This is a genomic window from Silvimonas soli, from assembly GCF_030035605.1.
Classification (GTDB): domain Bacteria; phylum Pseudomonadota; class Gammaproteobacteria; order Burkholderiales; family Chitinibacteraceae; genus Silvimonas; species Silvimonas soli.
Genome location: NZ_CP106736.1, coordinates 3,730,350 through 3,750,516, shown reverse-complemented (window position 1 = coordinate 3,750,516; position 20,167 = coordinate 3,730,350). Strand labels below are relative to the sequence as shown.

The window sequence follows — 20,167 nt, the reverse complement described above, 5'->3', positions numbered from 1 at the left end:
AGTGCCGGTTAGTGGAATGCACCGACCGCAATGATGATTGAACCCGTCAGCACGGTCAGCTGACTCACCCGGTCGCGCACGGCAAACACCACCGGGTCGTCATGCACCAGGCCACGATTAGCCATCAACCAGAGTCGGCAAACCCAGAACATCAGTAGCGGGCAAAGTCCCCACAGAATCTGCGGCGTTGCGTACAACGGTGCGACCTCTGGGCTATTGATATACAAAGCCAGCACCAGCACGCTCAACAGACAACTGCCTACCCCCATGGCCATCACCACCATGCGATCGGCGACCAGATAATTGCGCCCGGATACCTTGTCGCGCCCGGCCTCTTCCAGCGCCAGCAATTCCGAGTAGCGCTTGACCAGCGCCAGCCCCAGAAAGATGAACATGGAAAACGCCAGCAACCAGAACGAAGGTTGCACGCCGATGGCGGCTGCGCCGGCAATGATCCGGATCGTGTAAAGACTGGCCAGCAGCACCACGTCCACCGCCATCTTGCCTTTGAAGCTGAACGAATACGCACTGGTCAACACGAGGTAACCCAGCAATACGCCGAGCAATGCTGGCGAGATGATGGCCCCGGCCACCAGACCGATGAACAACAACACCGGCACCGCTGCAAAACCTATCCACAACGGCAACTCACCCGAGGCAAACGGACGATTACGCTTGCGTGGGTGCAAACGGTCGGATTCCAGATCCAGCAAGTCGTTGACCAGGTAAATGGACGATGCGCAAAGGCCAAACGCAACAAAGGTCACCACACCCGCAGCAACCGAATGCAAATCCAGCAAACGGTGCGATACCAGCAGCGGCACAAACACCAGCACGTTTTTCAGCCACTGATGCACGCGAGCAGCTCGCACAAACGATTGCCACATCGTGCGATGCGGCAGGCCATCCAGCATTTCCAGCACTTCGCCTTTGGTGCGCATGAACCAGGCGCGGGCGGCACCGTCCGGGCGCACACATTGCGCCCGCTCCGCCACGGCCCAGATTGCAACGTCGTCGCGACTGTTGCCGATGTATTCAAACCCGCGTTGTCCGACTACTTTTTGAATGGCATCCAGCTTGCGTGTACTGGAGACATTCACACCGTTGCCGGAGGCCAGCACGCCATCGAACAGGTTCAGATGTTTGGCCACCGCCGCTGCAATGCGCTCATCTGAGGCGGTAGCCAGCCAGACTTGTACGCCTGCCGCGCGGCACTCGGTCACGTATTTGATGACTGCAGCGTCGTAAGGCAGCAAGGCCGGATTGAATTCAAAACCGTTGGCCAGCTTTTGCTTGAGTTCGGCTTTGCCGCCAAACAGCCACAAAATTACGCGAAAGAATGTCCAGACCGAGCGCTTGATCTGAAACAGCATCGACTCGACCAGCATATCGGTATGCACCAGCGTGCCATCGAGATCTACAAACAGATAACGCGGGCGCTCTACAGGAGAAGGATTGGTTGTCATTTTGCCCCCACCAGATAAACGCCAAGAGCCACCAGGCAACTGCCCGCGATTTTCCAGGCGGTAATTTGCTCGTTAAACACCAGCCCACCCAGCACCACGGTCACGATCAAACCGAGTGCCACGAAGGGATACGCTGTGCTGACATCAACCCGGGCCAGTACGCCCAGCCACACCACGGCGCCGCCAAAGTACAGCGCCAGGCCACTTAGCACCCATGGGTTGAGCGCTACGCCCGTCGCCAGCGCGGGCAAATTCATGGTGCGCAGTGCGTCCTGCACGCTGGCATCCACCATGCCGCGCTTGAGCAGCATCTGGGCAAAAGCGGAGCAGCTGACACTAATCAGAATAAGTACAAAGAGAAGCCTGGTCATTGGTCCTGCCTCTGAAATGATCAAATTCGTTGCACTGCACAAATTACAGTAACTTTCGGTAAAACATAATACAAATACAATAAAATTTCTTGTATAGAAAGAAATGCTGATATAGCAGCGTTTCCGCGGGTGAGCAAGACATGCTGTGGAAACGTGGTCAGATAAACGGTGGTCGCACAGGTGCCAATCTCGCTACATACGGCTACAACCCTGAAATATTTCCGCCGCCGAGGGCCATGCAGGGAGCCTTGCCGCAATGAAAAAACCCCGGCTATGACCGGGGTTTTTCTGGTGACGCACAAAAATTTGTGTCGTTATTTCATATTCGGCATGACAAATTCCGCCCCTGCCCGAGCATTGCCAGGCCAGCGTTGCGTGATTGTTTTCAGTTTGGTGTAAAACCGCACCCCTTCCGGGCCGTGCATGTGGTGGTCGCCAAACAGCGAGGCTTTCCAGCCGCCAAAGCTGTGGAATGCCATCGGCACCGGAATCGGCACATTCACGCCAACCATGCCAATCTGTACCGATGCGGTGAAATGCCGCGCGGTGCCGCCATCCCGGGTGAAGATGGCCGCGCCGTTACCGAACTCGTGTTCGTTAACCAGTTTCACCGCAGTGGCGTAATCCGGCACGCGGGTCATTGCCAGCACCGGGCCAAAAATCTCTTCACGGTAGATTTTCATCTCCGGCGTGACGTGGTCAAACAGACAACCGCCAAGGAAGAAACCGTTCTCATACCCGGCCAGTTTGAAATCGCGGCCATCGACGACCAGTTCCGCACCTTCGGCTACGCCAGCGTCGACATAACCTTTGACCTTGTCACGATGAATCGCCGTCACCAGCGGCCCCATCTCGGCAGTTTGATCCAGCGAATGCGACACTTTGAGCGTTGCCAGTCGTGCGACCAATTTCTCGCGCAGCGCATTGGCCGTGGCCTCGCCCACCGGCACCACCACCGAAATCGCCATGCAGCGCTCACCCGCCGCGCCGTAGGCCGCGCCCATCAGTGCGTCGGCGGCTTGATCCAGATCGGCATCGGGCATCACTACCATATGATTCTTGGCACCACCGAGCGCCTGCACCCGCTTGCCGTTGGCCGTACCGCGCTGATAGATATAACGGGCAATGGGCGTGGAACCAACAAAGCTCAGAGCGTGTACATCCGGGTGATCGAGCAGCGCATCAACCGCCACTTTGTCACCCTGCACCACGTTGAATACGCCATCCGGCAAACCGGCTTCTTTCAACAAGCGCGCAATCATGAGCGACGCGCCCGGCACCCGCTCGGACGGTTTGAGGATAAAACAGTTACCGCAAGCCAGCGCCACCGGGAACATCCACATCGGCACCATGGCCGGGAAGTTGAACGGCGTAATCCCGGCCACCACCCCCAGCGGCTGGCGCAGCGAGAAGCTGTCGACTTCGGTGCCAACATTCTCGGTCATTTCGCTTTTCAGCAACTGCGGAATGCCGCTGGCAAACTCGACCACTTCCAGCCCGCGCTGCAGTTCACCCAGTGCATCGGCATGCACCTTGCCATGCTCTTGCGAGATCAGCGTAGCCAGCGTTTCCAGGTTTTCTTCCATCAAGCGCAAAAACCGGAACATGACCCGCGCCCGGCGCAACGGCGGAGTGGCAGCCCACGCCGGAAACGCTGCCTTGGCCGCGGCAACGGCAGTATCGACTTCGGCCCCCGTTGCCAGCGCAACACGGCCACTGACTTCGCCTTTGCTGGGATTGAAGACTTCACTGAAGCGGTCTGAAGTGCCCGCTACCGGCAGGCCACTGATCCAGTGCGCGGTGGTGGTGAGTTGTTTGAGGTCTTGATTGGCGGTCATGGTCGTTGTTCCAGTAGATATCAAATATCAAATCGTTTGTAGCGCGTGTGGCGCGATGTTTTGTTACTTATCCGGCGGTGGCGGCAGGGCTTTTAAAAGCACGTAGGACGTAGCCCGGATGAAGCGTTAGCGAGAATCCGGGGGCGATATGACTCAATTCAAATGCCGGTTGTTCATTGATGCATTGCAACCCCGGATTCCCGCTCCGCTCCATCCGGGCTACATCCTGGCCAGCAGACGGTTTGCTTCTGTTTTTGACTTCGGGCCCCCTTGCGGCAGCGGGGTCGCCTTTTGCTATCCCGCTCTGCGGGACTTTTGGTTACTTTCTTTTGGCGAAGCAAGTTGCACGATAAGGCTTTACGGCCGCACTAACGTGCGCCCCGGCACCCCGGGGTATCAAACGCTTTTACAAAGTGCTGAAGGCACTAACCAAACAAGCTTTTAAAACCCCACCAAAGCAATGCCCCCCACGATCAGAGGTTTGACACTGCCCGAATACACCTGCGCAAACTCTCTACCATCCCGCCAATCTCGTCCGGCGTAGCAATAAACGGTGGCCCCATCGCTACCGTGTCACCAGTCACCCGGAACAAATGCCCATCGGCCAGGCCTGCTTCAAACAGCTTGTATGCCCGCAAACCAGGCTGACCGGCAATCGGTGCCAGATCCACAGCTGCAGAAAGACCAATATTGCGCACGTCCAGCACGCCAGGCTCGCCTTTCAGGTCGTGCACGGCCTCTTCCAGCACTGGCTCCAGTTCACGTGCGCGCTGCAGCAGGCCTTCTTCTTCGATGATATCCAGCACGGTATTGCCAACGGCTGCCGCCAGTGGGTGGCCGGAATAGGTATAACCGTGCATGAATTCAACCGCGTGGGCCGGGCCAGTCATAAAGGTTTGATAGATATCCGGGCGCACAATCACGCCGCCCATCGGCACCACGCCGTTGGTAATGCATTTGGCAAAGGTGATCATGTCGGGTGTCACGCCAAAACGTTGCGCGCCGAACCATTCACCAAGGCGGCCAAAGCCGCAAATCACTTCATCAAAAATCAGCAGAATGCCGTGTTTGGTACAAAGGTCACGCAGGCGTTGCAGATAGCCTTCGGGCGGCACCAGCACGCCGGTAGAACCCGCCATCGGCTCGACGATCACGGCGGCAATGGTCGAAGCATCGTGCAAGGCCACCAGGCGTTCCAGTTCATCCGCGAGATGCGCGCCCCATTTGGGCTGGCCACGGCTGAAGGCCATTTCCGAGAGGTTGTAGGTGTGCGGTAGATGGTCCACGCCGTTGAGCATCAGCGGGGCAAACATCTTGCGATTGGCCACCATGCCGCCGACAGAAATCCCGCCCATGCCCACACCGTGGTAGCCGCGCTCGCGACCGATCATGCGGGTGCGGGTGGCCTCGCCACGCAAGCGGTGATAGCCAATGGCGATCTTGAGTGCGGTATCCACGGACTCCGAACCGGAATTGCAGAAGAACACGTGATCCAGGCCCGCCGGTGCCAGATTGGCGATGCGCTCAGCCAGGCGCAGCGTTTGCGGGTTGCTCAGCTGAAACGCCGTGGCGTAATCCAGGGTTTCGGCCTGGCGTTTGAGAGCTTCAACAATCTTTGGGTGACCATGGCCCAGCCCGGTACACCACAGGCCAGACAAGCAATCAAACAGCTTCTGCCCATCCGCCGTCTGGTAGTACGCGCCTTTGGCCGACACCAGCGTGCGTGGCTCCGGGTTGGCCTTGAAGGCGCGATTACCGGTGAATGGCATCCAGTACGGTTCGGCATTGACTTGCGCGTTGGCGATCTGCTCGGAGTGCTTGGCGTTCATGTGGGCTCCAGGTGCAACGGGGGTGATGTAAATATGCTAGCCAATGTATGCAACTCGAGCACCAACGTATATATACAGATATCCAAGTTCACGCTAAGACTGTCTATATCCCGCTACCGCTACAGTCGCCTTTTTCGCCCCTGCGGCCAGATAAATCAAGGCCTTCCTGCATCGGCAACAGAACTCGCCGCACTGTATATACACGGTATATGATTGCGGCAATAACCCGCCACGAGCCTGCTGCCATGCCCGCCAGCCACCCCGCCGCTTTGCCCATTCATATTGATCCGGCCAGTGCTACGCCTTTGGTAACGCAATTACACGACGCCATTGCCAGCCAGATTGATCGCGGCTTGTGGCAGCCGGGCACTCGTTTGCCTTCGGTGCGCACGCTGGCCAAGGATTGCAATATCAGCACGCTCACCGCAACCAACGCCTACAACCGGCTGGTGGCAGAAGGCTATGTCGAGGCCCGGCGTGCGAGCGGCTATTTTGTGCAAAGCAAACCGGTCGCCAAAACTACGACCAAACCGGCGCAAACACCGTTATCGATTGATTCGTTATTGCTTCTGCAGCGCGTGTACGGCGATGACTCACTCACCGTCAAACCCGGCAGTGGCTGGCTACCCGACAGCTTGTTGTTTACCGACGGCATCAAACACGGCCTGGCTACGCTGGCCCGCCGCCAGCCTGGCGCATTTGCCCGCTACGGTCATGCCTATGGCTACACGCCGCTACGTCAGCAAATCCAGACACAACTGGCCGCGCGCAATATTGACGGCGCGCCGGAGCAGATCATCCTCACCCACGGTGCCAGCCACGCGCTGGATCTGGTCGCCCGCGTATTGTTGCAGCCCGGCGATACCGTATTGGTGGATGACCCCGGCTATTGCAATCTGCTGCCTACTTTGCGGCAAATGGGCGTGAACATTGTCGGTATCGAATTTACGCCGCAAGGGCCCAATACCGAGGCGCTGACGCTGGCGGCAGAACGTCATCGACCCAAAGCGTTTTTTACCAACACCAATCTACAAAACCCGACGGGAGCCAGTTGTTCACCCGCCACCGCTTTTCGCATTCTGCAATTGGCGAGCCAGTTTGATTTTCTGGTGGTCGAAGACGATATCTTTGCCGATCTGCAACCCGCCGCCGCACACAGCATGGCCAGCCTGGACCAGTTGCAGCGGGTGATCCATATCGGCAGTTTTTCCAAGACCATCTCGCCCAGCCTGCGCGTGGGGTTTATCGCCTGTCATGCGGGGCTGGCAGAAAAACTGGTGTTCGCCAAGATGGCGCAAGGGCTCACGACATCCGAGATCAATGAACAACTGGTGCACGCTGTGCTGGTCGAGGGTAATCACCGCTCGCATCTGGCCCGCCTGCGCGGCAAGCTCGCCGAGGCTCAGCAAAGCGTCTGCGATGCCTTAACCGGTTGCGGCTTGCAGCTGTTTCATCGCCCCACTGGCGGGATGTTTGTATGGGCGGGCATGCCGGAACAAACCGACATGCAAAGGCTGGCCGACGCCGCCGCCCGGCAAGGCATTTTGCTGGCGCCCGGCTATCTGTTTCGGCCCGACCAGCGCGCCACACCGTGGCTACGCTTCAATGTGGCGCATGCAGATTCGAAAGTCTTGTTTGGATTTTTGCGGCAAGCGGCTGGCTAAAAACGATCGTCCTGACCTGTGTGGACGCGGTTTCATCTCAGTAACCAGCTTGCGGGAGGACTGTCGTTAACACCCGATCCAGCAAAGCCAGCAGCCCATCCTGGCTTAGTGGCAACACTGCGCCGAATAAACCAATCGGTCGGTAGTGTAATCATCTAGACGAAACATTCATCCGGTAAGATACGTCCAATCGCCGGTGGCTCTGGCCACTATTTCTTTCAGGACAATAACGATGAACATGACTGTAGAGCGCGGTTCCGGTATTTCGTTGTGGCGGCAGATTGAAGAAACGCTGGCGGGGGAAATCTCCCGCAAGTTGTTGCGTGAACGCCTGCCTAACGAAACCGATCTGGCCGCGCGCTTCGGCGTGAATCGCCACACCATCCGCCGTGCCGTGCAGGCACTGGAAGCGCGTGGCTTGGTGCGGATCGAACAAGGCCGTGGCACGTTTGTGCAGGAAGAGTTCATCGACTACAAACTGGGCAAACGCAGTCGTTTTTCGCACAGTCTGGAAAAACAGCACCTGGCTGGCACCAGCCAGGTACAACGCTCACGCGAAGCGGTGCCACGCGATGAAGTTTGCGCCATGTTGCAGGTTGCTGCGGGCACGCCGGTGTTGCAGGTAGACGCGCTGGACGTGGTCGATGGCCGCGTTATTGGCGTATGCACCCAGTATTTTCCGCTGCCGCGCTTTCACGGCTTCGATGTCATCTACAAAGCCTGTGGTTCAGTTGCCACCGCACTGGGCCAGATGGATATTACCGAATACAGCCGCAAGCTCAGTCGCATCAGCACACGCCTGCCAGAGGCTGAATGCGCACAGCAATTGGGGCAACCCAAGAGCCAGCCGATTTTGTATGTTGAGAGCGTGTACGTCGACGCCGGGGGCGTACCCATCGAATACGGCATCACCCGATTTGCCGGTGATGCGGTGCAACTGCTGTTTGAACCTGAAGCCATCTGATGTCGTTACGCGCACACCTCGAAAGCTATCTGGCCACGCAGCCACGATTTAATCCGGCTGGCTTGCTGCGTTTGCAGGTATTGGGGCTGGATCTGGGTTGGGTCGAACCGCAAACGGTCACGTTTTTGCAAGCGCACTCCCCGGCCTTTGTCGTGGCTGAACAGCGCTTGCTGGTGAGTGCTGCCGATCCGGCAATGGCTAGCGCAGTGCTGACCGACGCGGCAGTGGCCATGCGCGCCAATGGCTTGATCAAAGGTTGGCGCGACGAGCTTTACACCGTGCTCGCCCCCGCTAGCGACGGCACCCCCGACGTTGCCCAACCGTTGTTTCAACTGGAGCGCGGCGCATTCCGGCGCTTTGGCATGACCAGTCTGGCGGTGCATATCAACGGCTGGCGGGCCGATGGCCAGTTGTGGATAGGCCAGCGCGCTGCCAGCAAAGCGGTGGACCCTGACCGGCTGGACAACATCGCTGCGGGCGGCATGTCTGCGGGCGAGAACGCCTTTGAATGCGCCGTTCGAGAATTGTGGGAAGAAGCTGGCGTGCCTGCCGCCCTGGCCAGCACCGCCATCGCCACTAGCGAGATTCGCACCTGCCGCAACGAAATTGACGGCACGCATGACGAAATCCTGTACTGCTACGATCTGGCGGTACCTGACGGTTTCACCCCGCACAATACCGACGGTGAAGTAGCAGGTTTTCAACTGCTCGACGCCTCAGCCATTGTCGCCAACCTGACCCGGTTTACCTGGGATGCCGGCTTGGTCACCGCAGACTTCCTGCTGCGCACCAATCACGTTTGAGTATACCAGGGCAGCACTCCGGCCGCCTCACATCTCCCTTGACTTCGCGTTCCCCTCGACGCTCACTGGCACACCTCCGCCATGGGTTGCACCATAAGGTGCAACCGCAATTGCTTACCGGTTGCACCTTGCTTAAGCTGCGCGCAGAATCCTTGGTAATAATGCCAACCAGCCTTGATCAGGAAGCGCACCATGAGCACCACTACCCTTGGCGTAAAACTCGACGAAGCCACGCGCGAGCGCCTTAAACAAGCCGCGCACAAGCTGGATCGCACCCCGCACTGGCTGATCAAGCAGGCCATTTTTACCGCGCTTGACCAGATCGAACGCGGTCAGTCGTTCATCGCGCCCGGGCTGCATGATGAACACCATCCATCCGCTCACAGCGAGGTTGCACCCGACGAGCACAGCGCAGCGCAACCCTTTCTGGAGTTCGCGCAAAGCGTGCAACCGCAGTCCGTCTTGCGCGCCGCCATCACCGCCGCCTACCGCCGCCCGGAAAGTGAATGTCTGCCTGCCTTGCTGGAACAAGCCCGCTTGCCCGCCACTCTGGCAGCCAGCACACAACAGCTGGCCACCGATCTGGCCAGCAAGTTGCGCAACCAGAAAGTCGGCACGGGTCGTGAAGGACTGGTTCAAGGTTTGATTCAGGAGTTCTCGCTGTCTTCGCAAGAAGGCGTGGCGCTGATGTGTCTGGCTGAAGCGCTGCTGCGCATTCCAGATAAAGCCACGCGCGATGCACTGATTCGCGACAAGATCGCCCGGGGCAATTGGCATTCCCACGTGGGCCAAAGCCCGTCGCTGTTTGTAAACGCGGCCACCTGGGGCTTGTTGCTGACCGGCAAGCTGGTCGCCACGCACACCGAATCCGGCCTTTCCAGCGCACTCACCCGCATTATCGGCAAAGGTGGTGAGCCACTGGTACGCAAAGGCGTGGACATGGCCATGCGCTTGATGGGTGAGCAGTTTGTCACCGGCGAGACGATCTCCGAGGCGTTGGCCAATGCCCGCAAGTTCGAAGCCGAAGGGTTCCGCTATTCATACGACATGTTGGGTGAAGCGGCGATGACCGAGGCCGATGCCCAGCGTTATCTGGCTTCATATGAACAAGCCATCCGCGCCATCGGCCAAGCCTCGCAAGGTCGCGGCATTTATGAGGGGCCGGGCATTTCGATCAAATTGTCGGCCCTGCACCCGCGCTACAGCCGCGCTCAACATGACCGCATGATGAGCGAACTCTATCCGCGCCTCAAATCGCTGACCGTGTTGGCACGCCAGTTTGATATAGGCATCAACATTGATGCCGAAGAAGCTGACCGCCTGGAAATTTCGCTCGATCTGCTGGAACGTTTGTGTTTCGAACCCGAACTGGCTGGCTGGAACGGCATCGGCTTTGTGGTGCAGGCCTATCAGAAACGCTGCCCGTATGTCCTTGATTATGTGATTGATCTGGCCCGTCGCAGCCGTCACCGCTTGATGATCCGACTGGTCAAAGGCGCTTACTGGGATAGCGAGATCAAGCGCGCCCAGGTAGACGGGCTGGAAGGTTATCCGGTCTATACCCGCAAGGTTTATACCGATGTGTCCTATCTGGCCTGCGCCCGCAAACTGCTGCACGCGCCAGAAGCCGTCTACCCGCAATTTGCCACGCACAACGGTCATACGCTGGCGGCGATTTATCATCTGGCGGGCCACAATTATTATCCAGGCCAGTACGAATTCCAGTGCCTGCATGGCATGGGTGAACCGCTGTATGAACACGTGGTTGGCAAGTTGGGCGACGGCAAACTCAATCGCCCTTGCCGCATTTACGCGCCGGTCGGCACCCACGAAACGCTGCTGGCATACCTGGTACGTCGCCTGCTGGAAAACGGCGCCAACACCTCGTTTGTAAACCGCATTGGCGATGAGTCGATCTCGCTGGCCGAACTGGTCGCTGATCCGGTTGCGACCGTTGAGGCGATGCACGCCAGCGAAGGTGAGTTGGGACTCCCCCACCCGCGCATTCCCCTTCCCGTTGCTTTGTATGGCGCGGCGCGTGCCAATTCGGCCGGGCTGGATTTATCCAATGAACAACGGCTGGCTTCGTTGTCTGCCGCATTGCTATCGAGCGGCGCCACCCCCTGGCAGGCGACGCCGCTGATTGATGGGGTAACACCGCCAGCCAGTGGCGGCGTTGCTGTGCTGAACCCGGCGGACCATCACGACGTGGTCGGGCATGTGATCGAAGCCAGCGTTGATGATGTCGATCTGGCCTTGCAGGCGGCGGTACGTGAAGCGCCAATCTGGCAAGCCACCCAGCCGCAGAGCCGTGCCGCCTTGCTGGAGCGCGCCGCCGATTTGATGGAAGGCCGCACGCAGCAACTGATGGGGCTGATCGTGCGCGAAGCGGGCAAGTCACTTCCGAACGCCATTGCCGAGGTACGCGAAGCCGTGGATTTCCTGCGCTATTACGCCAGCCAGATTCGCAGCGGCTTTTCCAACGACACCCATCGCCCGCTGGGCCCCGTGGCGTGCATCAGCCCGTGGAACTTCCCGCTGGCGATCTTCACCGGTCAGGTCAGCGCAGCATTGGCCGCTGGTAACCCGGTACTGGCCAAACCAGCGGAACAGACGCCGCTGATTGCCGCGCAGGCGATCCAGATTCTGCGTGAAGCGGGGATTCCGGCTGGTGCGGTGCAACTGTTGCCCGGTCGCGGCGAAACGGTCGGCGCTGCTTTGGTCAACGATGCTCGCGTCAAAGGCGTGATGTTTACCGGTTCTACCGAGGTAGCGCGGATTCTGCAGCGGGCGCTGGCCGGCAGGCTCGATGCCAACGGCTCGCCGATTCCGCTGATTGCCGAAACCGGCGGCCAGAACGCAATGATCGTCGATTCATCGGCCCTGGCCGAGCAAGTGGTCGCAGATGTACTGTCGTCCGCATTTGATAGCGCCGGGCAGCGTTGTTCTGCGCTGCGCGTTCTTTGCCTGCAAGAAGACATCGCCGACCGCGTACTGACCATGCTTAAAGGTGGCATGGCCGAGCTGACTTTGGGCAACCCGGACCGGCTCACCACCGATGTCGGGCCGGTGATTGATGACGAAGCGCAAGCTGGTATCCAGGCCCATATCGACGCGTTTTATGCCAAGGGCAGAAAAGTCCATCAGGTCAGCGAGCCCGAGTCCTGCCGTAATGGCACTTTTGTGCCACCCACGGTCATTGAACTGGCCAGCATTGATGAGCTGGAACGAGAGGTATTTGGCCCGGTATTGCACGTGGTGCGTTGGCAACGCACGGCGGACAATCAAGGGCTGGATCAACTGCTCAACCAGATCAACGCGACCGGTTATGGCCTGACGCTGGGCATCCACACGCGCATTGATGAAACCATCGCACACATTGTTGAACGCGCTCGCGTTGGCAATCTGTATGTGAACCGCAATATTGTTGGCGCGGTGGTCGGCGTTCAGCCATTTGGTGGTGAAGGATTGTCGGGCACCGGCCCTAAGGCGGGCGGCCCGCTCTATCTGCAGCGCTTGCTGGCCGTCTGCCCGCAAACCGCACTGCGTCAGAACCTGCGCCAGACTGATAGCAGCGAAACCATGCTCAGTACACCGGCCCGCGAGCAATTGCTCGCACCGTTTAACGCGTTGCATGGCTGGGCGCAGAGCCACGCGCCGGAACTGGCGCTGCTGTGTGACAAACTGCTGGCCGCTACCGTGATCGGCGCTGCCGTGACGCTGTCTGGCCCGACCGGAGAGCGCAATACCTATACCCTGTTGCCACGTGAACGCGTACTTTGCGTCAGCGGGCTCGATAGCAATGCCGGCAATCTGCTAAGGCAAATCGCTGCCGTACTCGCGGTGGGTGCCACGGCGGTTATCCAGACCACCGACAGCGCTACTCGCCTGGTGCAGCAACTACCCAAGCCAGTGCAAGCGCGCATCACTCTGGTCCCTGCCACGCAAGCCATTACAGAAATGGAGATCGACGCGGCGTTGCATCATGGCGATTCTGATCAATTGCGTGTCTTGAGCGAAACCCTGGCACAGCGCGACGGCCCGATTATCAGCGTGCAAGGACTGGCATCGGGTGGCGAACACTTTGCGCTGGAGCGCCTGCTGATCGAGCGTGCTTTGTCGGTCAATACAGCGGCAGCGGGCGGTAACGCCAGCTTGATGACGATCGGCTAACATGCAGGGCATGGACGCCCATGCCCGCCTCTTCATCGCCCTCACCCCGCCGCCGGACGTGCGCAAGCAACTGGCGGCGGCGCGTGATGTCATTCATTTGCGTGTGAGCGGCAAACCGGTCGCCGACAGCAATCTGCATCTCACGCTGGCATTTCTGGGGCAAACACCGCGCACGCGACTGGAAGAACTGACGCAGCTGATTGATCGATCAGGCTTCATGCCGCTGGATTTACAACTCAACCAGTATGGCTTCTTCACCCAAGCGCAAGTGGTATGGCTTGGACTACCCGCTCGCCATATCGCGCTGGATGGATTGGCGCAGCGCCTGGGGCATGGTTTACGGACAGCGGGTTTCAACTTTGAAGATCGGCCGTTTAGCCCGCACGTCACGCTATTGCGCAAAGCCACCTGCCCGCCAGAGCGCCTGCCACAACCCGTAATCTGGCATGCAAACCAGTTGAGTTTGTACGAGTCAGTATCGACACCCGATGGCGTGAAATATCGCGTGTTGCATCGGGTGCTGGCGGGATTTGGCCGCTAGAACAAACAGTTATCAGGGTGCGGCTGGGTAGCGCCACCTCGATATCAGGGAAAAACCGCACCCTGTATCGCCAACACGCCACTGCGACCTTCTATCTCCGCCATCTCGACATGGTGATATGGCAAGGTGGCCGGATCAAGCGCGTCGTACAGATCACCGCACGACACCAGCTTGTAACCCTGGGCAGTCCAGCCTTCGAGCAAGCGTTCAAACACCGGCAGCAACTTCATGCCTTCCAGTTCGGCGTGCAGGGTAAACACGTGGCCATACGGCTGTTCTTGTTCAGTCAGCCGCAAGATGTGTTCATGAACGTTGTCTGCAGTCAGGCCATCCAGCCCAATCAGTTCATCCAGCGTCGGCAAAGTCCCCGGCAATTGGGCGCAACGCACCAGTTCGCCCTTCACTACGGGCCAGAACGGATGGGTACCGCGCGTATCGGCTGCATAACGCAAACCCAGTTGCTGTTCATAGCGATAGGCGTGTTCGTTCATTTGCCAGCCCGCAGCGCCGTGGGTTCTGGCTGGTTCGCCAAACACGGTTTTGTAACGCTCTGCAGCCAGATTCATCTCGGCGCGAGTCCAGTCTGCCTCGGCACTGGCCACGCCGTCTTGCCAGCGGATGTGGTCCCAAGTGTGAATGCCGTTCTCGAAACCCGCCGCCGCCACACCGCGCATCAGCTCAGCACAGCGCTTGCCGATATCCGGCCCCGGCAACAGCGTGCCGTACAGCAGGGTCTTGATACCGTAGTGCTCGACCACCGAGGTGCGCGAGACTTTTTTCATAAAACCGGGACGAAACACCCGCTTGATCGCCCGACCCGTATGATCCGGCCCCAGACTCCATAAAAAGGTGGCGTTGGCTTGATGCCGCTGCAGCGCATCTACAAGGCGCGGCACACCGATTCGGGTGCCACGATAGGTATCGACATCAATTTTGAGCGCTAGCAATCGCATATGGGTCTGGAACGGAATCTATCGGATGAATTGAAAAGTGAGTGGCTATTGGGCAGCGGCATCAGCGGCTGAGGCATCCGCAGCTTTGCCTTTATGGCCCCCGCGACGCAGCATTTCCTGCTCCATGGCAGAAAATTGATGCAGCAATTGATCACGTGCGGCACCGGTGCCGAAGCTACCCACCAGTTTGGACGTCGGCGTCCATTCGGCGCGGTAGCTTACCACGGTCTGGCCGTTCTTTTCGGATAGGGTACTGACACTGGTCATGGCTCCCGAATCGCCACCCACTGCCTTGGCGTGGATTTCGGTCATCGGCGTCAACTCCACTTCGCGGATCGAATCATAAGCGACGTGAAACGGTCCGAACGGTACTGAGCCTTTTTGCTCAACCTTGAGCGATTTGGGCGTGCGTTCCAGTACCTGACTGCTGGTCAGATTCGGCACAAATGAAGCCATGTGCTCAAAATCCGTGAGGACTTGCCAGGCGATTTCGCGAGACACCGGTACGGTGAATTCGCTATCGAGCTTGACGGTCTGTCCGGCTTTTTCAACGTGGGCTTCCACCGCGCTGGCAGCAGCATCGGCCGCACTGGCCATGCTCGTCCACACCAGCAACAGGCTCGCCAGGCTGGCGAAGAGGATGTTTTGGCGCATGCAGTTTCTCCTGATCAAGCCATTTAGGGTCGCGCCATAATATGCCAAGCGCATTACCAGCTTCAGGAGTAATGGTAGACGGTGATACCCGATTTGCTGCACTGCCAATTCAGGCGGTGCAGCAATCTCGGCAACCGGGCCGCAATACGCGGTGCGGCCCAAAGCTGACTCAGCAGAACTCAGCCTTCGCGAGTGACGCGCCAGACCTCTTCCAGGCTGGTCTCGCCACGCAACACGCGCCGCAATCCGTCCTGGCGCAAGGTCAACATGCCATGGGCCAGCGCGTAGTCCTTGAGTTGCTGCTCCGGCACGCGGGCATGGATCATGCCACGCAAAGCTTCATCGACTTTCAGCAGTTCATACAAACCGGTGCGCCCGCGATAACCAAGACCGCCGCAATCCGGGCAACCGGCCGAACGGAACACCGCTGGCACTGGCTTGCCCTCAAATGCCGCGCGCTCCTCTGCCGTGGGCTCATCCGGACGGCGACAGGTCGGGCACAACTTGCGCGCCAACCGTTGCGCCAGCACCCCCAATAATGACGACGCCAGCAGAAACGGTTCTATACCCATGTCGGTCAGCCGGGTGATGGCGCTGATCGCATCATTGGTGTGCAAAGTTGCCAGCACCAGATGGCCGGTGAGCGAGGCTTGCACGGCAATTTGCGCGGTTTCCAGATCGCGGATTTCACCAATCATGATGACGTCCGGATCCTGTCGCAAAATAGCGCGCAAGGCCCGGGCAAAGCTCATGTCGATTCGTGGATTCACCTGGGTCTGACCCACGCCATCAAGGTCATACTCGATCGGGTCTTCCACGGTCATGATGTTGCTGGTCTTGGCATCCATGCGCGCCAGGGCGGCGTACAAGGTCGTGGTCTTGCCGGAGCCGGTTGGCCCGGTAACCAGCACAATACCGTGTGGCTCATTGAGCATGGACTGCAGCAGATCGAGCGTGTCCTTGCCCATGCCGAGCTTTTCCAGATCCAGCCGCCCGGCCGATTTATCCAGCAAACGCAGCACCGCGCGTTCGCCGTGGCCAGTAGGCAGCGTGGACACGCGCACGTCTACCGGACGACCGGCAATACGCAGGGTGATACGGCCATCTTGCGGCATGCGCTTTTCAGCGATATCCAGCCCGGCCATAACCTTGATCCGCGATACCAGCGCAGCATGCAGCGCGCGCTTGGGTTCAAGGATGTCACGCAGTTGACCATCGACCCGGAAGCGCACCACGGAGCGCGTTTCGAAAGGCTCCAGGTGCAGATCGGATGCGTTCTCGCGCAGCGCTTCGGTCAGCAGTGCGTTTATCAAGCGAATAATGGGCGCGTCGCCTTCGCTTTCCAGCAAATCTTCGATTTCTGGCAGTTCTTGCGCCAGCCGCGAGAGATCAATGTTGCTTTCGAGGTCATCCGCCACGCTGGATGAGGCGCTGCCGGCATTGCTGAACAAGCTGGACAAGCGGGTTTCGAAGGTTTCGACGTCCAGCAGTTCGACATCCAGTGGCTTGCCAGCCACCCGACGCAATTCGTTGAGTGCCGAAAGATCAGCGCCACGCCGCATCAGCACATGAACGGAGTTCTCATGTTGTTCTACGTCGACCACCCCGAAATCACGGGCAAAGTGGTAAGGAACCAGCCGGGCACTCACTTGGCTACACCCTCAGCGGCTGCCGGGGCGCTGGCATCGGCCTTGGGTACAGCCGGTGCGGCAGCGGGTGCTGGCGCGGCCTTGCTTTGCGGAACACCGTAACGTGAGCCGGTGGTAGGTGCATCTGGCCGGTCTTTCATTTCAGGCATCACCACGGTTGGCACCGCAGGCAAGACGAAGCTGTCCGACATCTTGAATTCTTGCTGCACCTTGCGCAGATACTGGTAACGATCTGCCGAGAGGCGATCGGTATCTTTGGCGTCATACAAAATGACCGGGCGCAGGAACACCATCAGGTCGGTCTTGCTCCAGTTGCGGCTCTGGTAGCGGAACAAGGCGCCGATATAAGGAATGTCGCCCAGCAATGGCACTTTGTTTTCGCCATTGGAAGACTGATCCTGCAGCAGGCCGCCCAGCACGATGGTCTGCCCGTTGTCGACCAGCACCTTGGAATCAATAGTGCGTTTTTTGGTAGCAATGCCGCCGCCGTTGGTGTTCACCGTGGTATCAACATCTGACACTTCCTGGTAAACCTGCATGGTGATGGTGCCGCCTTCCGACACTTGCGGGCGCACCGCCAGGGTAATACCGATATCCTGGCGGGTATAGGTGTTGAACGGGTTCTGGTTGGAGCCAGTGGATGCGGTCTGCCCAGTCAGGATCGGGATGTTCTGACCGACCATGATCTTGGCTTCTTCGTTATCCAGCGTCACCAGATTTGGCGTGGACAGCACGTTGGCATCGCCAGTGTTTTGCAAAGCCGACAGCAATGCACCCACCGTCGGGGTACTGCCATTGCCTTGCGCCGAGCCATTCACCACGCCAACGTTAAAGCCACCGGGTGTGCTGGAAAAGGTTCTGGTCGCGATGCTGGAAATGATGTTGCCCAGCGAATTGTTCAGTGTGCCGACACCGGTTGCCAGCGACGACAAACCGATCGCCGACGCGCTGGCATTATCGCCCGCCAGCAGCCACTGCACGCCCAGTTCGCTGAGCTTGGAGGCATTTACTTCGGCAATGATGGCTTCGACATAAACCTGCGCGCGGCGCACATCAAGCTTGTCTACCACTTCACGCAAGTTGTTATAGATATTGTCCGGCGCGGTAATGATCAACGAGTTGGTCATCGGGTCGGCTGTGATCAATACATTGGTGCCACCCACCTGAACGCTGGTGGAAGTTGGCTGGGTGTTGCTGGTGCTGGTTGTCGTCGACGGCGAAGTGGAACTGCTCATGCCAGACAAGCCGGTGCTGGATCCGGTACTACCGTTTGAACTGTTACTTTGGCTGGCCGAAGATGCCAGGCTGGTCGATTGCGAACCCGTGTTGCCCGAGTCCTGACCGCTCAGAATCCCCTTGATGGTGCTGGCCAGTTTGGATGACTCAGCGTTGCGCAGGTAAATCACATGGATATTGCCGCCAGCTGCGCCGGGCTGATCCAGTGTTTCGACAATGCGTTTGATCTGCTGGGCCGTCGCGACGTTTTCCGAACGCACCAGCAAGGCATTGCTGCGCACATCCGGCACCACCGTGCTGCGGCGAATGCCCTCACCCGGATTATTGGTCGGCGTAACCCCCTGCATGGAGATTTCCGGCATCAGCTTGGCCAGCGTCTGCGCCACATCCAGCGCCGAAGCGTACTTCAGCTGAATCGGGAAAATATCTGACGATGCGGGCTGGTCAATGCTGTCGATAATCCGGTTCAGGCGACGCACGTTGTCTGCGTAGTCGGTAATCACCAGCGTATTGCCAGCCGGGTAAGCAGCCACCGTATTATTGGGCGATACCAACGGGCGCAAGATCGGTACCAGCTGCGTGGCAGATTCAAACTTGAGTGGATACACCTGGGTAACGATGTGATCGCCACTGAGTTTCATGCCACGCTGGCCGGTGGCGCTGAAATTTTGCTTGGCGTCAGCCTCAGGCATAACCTTGACCACGCCATTGGCTTCCAGCGCGGTGAAACCTTGCTGGCGCAATGCCGACAGCAGAATCGGATAAACCGCATCGCGCGCCACGGGTTCTGCAGAAACGATATTGACCGTTCCCTTTACCCGCGGATCGATCACGAAATTCTTGCCACTGATCAGACCAACTGCCTTGATGGTTGATTCAAGATCGGCATTCACAAAGTTGAGCATGACTGTGTTGTCTACGGCGCCAACGAGCTGGCTGGCGAGCAAACAGGCAATCAATAAAGGGCGAAAACGAGGTTTCATTGCAATCCGTCAAGGCTGAATCTGATAACGCAGGCGCAACAGGTTGCCGTGCCGAATAAGCACAAGCTGCACCTGGGACTGCTGACTAAACGCGGTGTACAACGTAGAAATATCGGTGTTCTGTGCCAGATTGGCGCCATTGACGCTCTTGAGCACATCACCACTTTGCAACCCGAGCGGCCCGGCAAACGGCTGCTGGGATGGATTATCAATCTGGATGCCGCCAACGGACGCTGTACTGATCCCTTTGGCCCAATCCGAAATATTCGCGTTCTGCATGGCTGAAGCCAGTTGTCCGCGCGTCAAGGTAGACGATGGCCCTTCGGTCGCAGCGCCATCACCTGGCGGCGCTTGGGGTGGCGCAGCCATGCCACCAGTTGCACGACCACCATTCACGCCACCTGGCACCGCACCGGCAATGGCGACTGCCGAAGCATTAGCTCCCTGTAGCAGCAGGCGCGAGGTCGTACCGTGCTCCAGCAGTTCTACATGATCACGCTCCACGCGCGTGAGTTTTATACCGGGTTTTAATTCTTGCCCCACTTTGACAGCGGTGGGCATGGACGCATCCAGACCGGTAAAGATCGCCGCACTGTAATCATCGCCACCGGCAATCACTGCAATCAATTGAGCGGACAGGTTACTCGCACCCGCATTACTCGCCCCAGAACCGAACCAGGTGCGCGCGCCGCTCCACTGCATGGACGCGCTACGTGGCGCCTGTACCGACGGTGTTAAACGCACCTGCGGCGAATGCGGCGCGAACAGTTGCCAGAAAAAGCCGGCGCACACCCAGGCAAGTACAACGATCAGCAACAAATCCAGCGCTGCAATCCAGCGGGTCTTGTCTGATATAAGGAATTTGGAGACTTTCACTGAGGATGTTTTGTTCTTGTCTGATCTGGAGGCAATTTATACCAAATGCGATGGCCGCATGACTACATGCGCAATGGGCGAAACCTGGAGGGAGACACTTTATTTATCGATTTTTACGGTTTTGCTACTTCCCCGCAAAAAAGTATTTGACAGCCCTAAACCCCCAT

14 protein-coding genes are annotated in these 20,167 nt (G+C 58.6%); 5 read left to right on the top strand and 9 right to left on the bottom strand.

Annotation, left to right across the window (positions count from 1 at the left end):
- Positions 1-8: 8 nt before the first annotated feature.
- From N7220_RS17150 to aptA, 4 genes are all read right to left on the bottom strand, one after another.
- Positions 9-1,466, bottom strand: coding sequence for a UbiA family prenyltransferase (locus tag N7220_RS17150; protein WP_283148740.1), 1,458 nt, complete (start codon positions 1,464-1,466; stop codon positions 9-11).
- Entirely contained in the window at positions 1,463-1,837 is a 375-nt protein-coding gene (locus N7220_RS17145; protein ID WP_283148739.1) for an EamA family transporter, read from the bottom strand. The genes N7220_RS17150 and N7220_RS17145 overlap by 4 nt, the downstream gene beginning before the upstream one ends.
- 314 nt (positions 1,838-2,151) lie before the next feature.
- The gene (locus N7220_RS17140) at positions 2,152-3,675 is read right to left on the bottom strand and encodes a CoA-acylating methylmalonate-semialdehyde dehydrogenase (protein ID WP_283148738.1); all 1,524 of its coding nucleotides are present in this window, start codon (positions 3,673-3,675) and stop codon (positions 2,152-2,154) included.
- A gap of 473 nt (positions 3,676-4,148) precedes the next feature.
- Positions 4,149-5,504: an omega-aminotransferase AptA gene (gene aptA / locus N7220_RS17135; protein WP_283148737.1), complete on the bottom strand. Its 1,356-nt coding sequence runs from the start codon at positions 5,502-5,504 to the stop codon at positions 4,149-4,151.
- Positions 5,505-5,749: 245 nt separating this feature from the next.
- Between aptA and N7220_RS17130 the strand changes: the two genes are divergently transcribed.
- The 5 genes from N7220_RS17130 to thpR all read left to right on the top strand — a co-directional run bounded on the left by N7220_RS17130 (position 5,750) and on the right by thpR (position 13,649).
- Positions 5,750-7,168, top strand: coding sequence for an aminotransferase-like domain-containing protein (locus N7220_RS17130; protein WP_283148736.1), 1,419 nt, complete (start codon positions 5,750-5,752; stop codon positions 7,166-7,168).
- A 232-nt stretch (positions 7,169-7,400) separates the two neighbouring features.
- Positions 7,401-8,132 (top strand): phosphonate metabolism transcriptional regulator PhnF, encoded by a 732-nt coding sequence (gene phnF / locus N7220_RS17125; RefSeq protein WP_283148735.1) that lies wholly within the window; start codon positions 7,401-7,403, stop codon positions 8,130-8,132.
- Positions 8,132-8,935: an NUDIX hydrolase gene (locus N7220_RS17120; RefSeq protein WP_283148734.1), complete on the top strand. Its 804-nt coding sequence runs from the start codon at positions 8,132-8,134 to the stop codon at positions 8,933-8,935. Before phnF ends, N7220_RS17120 begins: the two co-directional genes overlap by 1 nt.
- A 192-nt stretch (positions 8,936-9,127) precedes the next feature.
- Positions 9,128-13,108: a trifunctional transcriptional regulator/proline dehydrogenase/L-glutamate gamma-semialdehyde dehydrogenase gene (putA, locus tag N7220_RS17115; protein WP_283148733.1), complete on the top strand. Its 3,981-nt coding sequence runs from the start codon at positions 9,128-9,130 to the stop codon at positions 13,106-13,108.
- Position 13,109: 1 nt separating this feature from the next.
- The gene (gene thpR, locus N7220_RS17110; RefSeq protein WP_283148732.1) at positions 13,110-13,649 is read left to right on the top strand and encodes an RNA 2',3'-cyclic phosphodiesterase; all 540 of its coding nucleotides are present in this window, start codon (positions 13,110-13,112) and stop codon (positions 13,647-13,649) included.
- A 44-nt stretch (positions 13,650-13,693) separates the two neighbouring features.
- Here the strand turns inward: thpR and N7220_RS17105 are convergent, their stop codons facing one another.
- The 5 genes from N7220_RS17105 to N7220_RS17085 all read right to left on the bottom strand — a co-directional run bounded on the left by N7220_RS17105 (position 13,694) and on the right by N7220_RS17085 (position 20,000).
- Entirely contained in the window at positions 13,694-14,602 is a 909-nt protein-coding gene (locus N7220_RS17105) for a polysaccharide deacetylase family protein (protein ID WP_283148731.1), read from the bottom strand.
- A gap of 45 nt (positions 14,603-14,647) precedes the next feature.
- Complete coding sequence (locus N7220_RS17100) at positions 14,648-15,256, bottom strand: SRPBCC family protein (protein ID WP_283148730.1); 609 nt, start codon at positions 15,254-15,256, stop codon at positions 14,648-14,650.
- Between the two features lie 179 nt (positions 15,257-15,435).
- Positions 15,436-16,905 (bottom strand): type II secretion system ATPase GspE, encoded by a 1,470-nt coding sequence (gspE, locus tag N7220_RS17095; RefSeq protein WP_283148729.1) that lies wholly within the window; start codon positions 16,903-16,905, stop codon positions 15,436-15,438.
- Entirely contained in the window at positions 16,902-19,124 is a 2,223-nt protein-coding gene (gspD, locus tag N7220_RS17090; protein WP_283148728.1) for a type II secretion system secretin GspD, read from the bottom strand. The genes gspE and gspD overlap by 4 nt, the downstream gene beginning before the upstream one ends.
- Positions 19,125-19,133: 9 nt before the next feature.
- Entirely contained in the window at positions 19,134-20,000 is an 867-nt protein-coding gene (locus N7220_RS17085; RefSeq protein ID WP_283148727.1) for a type II secretion system protein N, read from the bottom strand.
- Positions 20,001-20,167 lie beyond the last annotated feature (167 nt).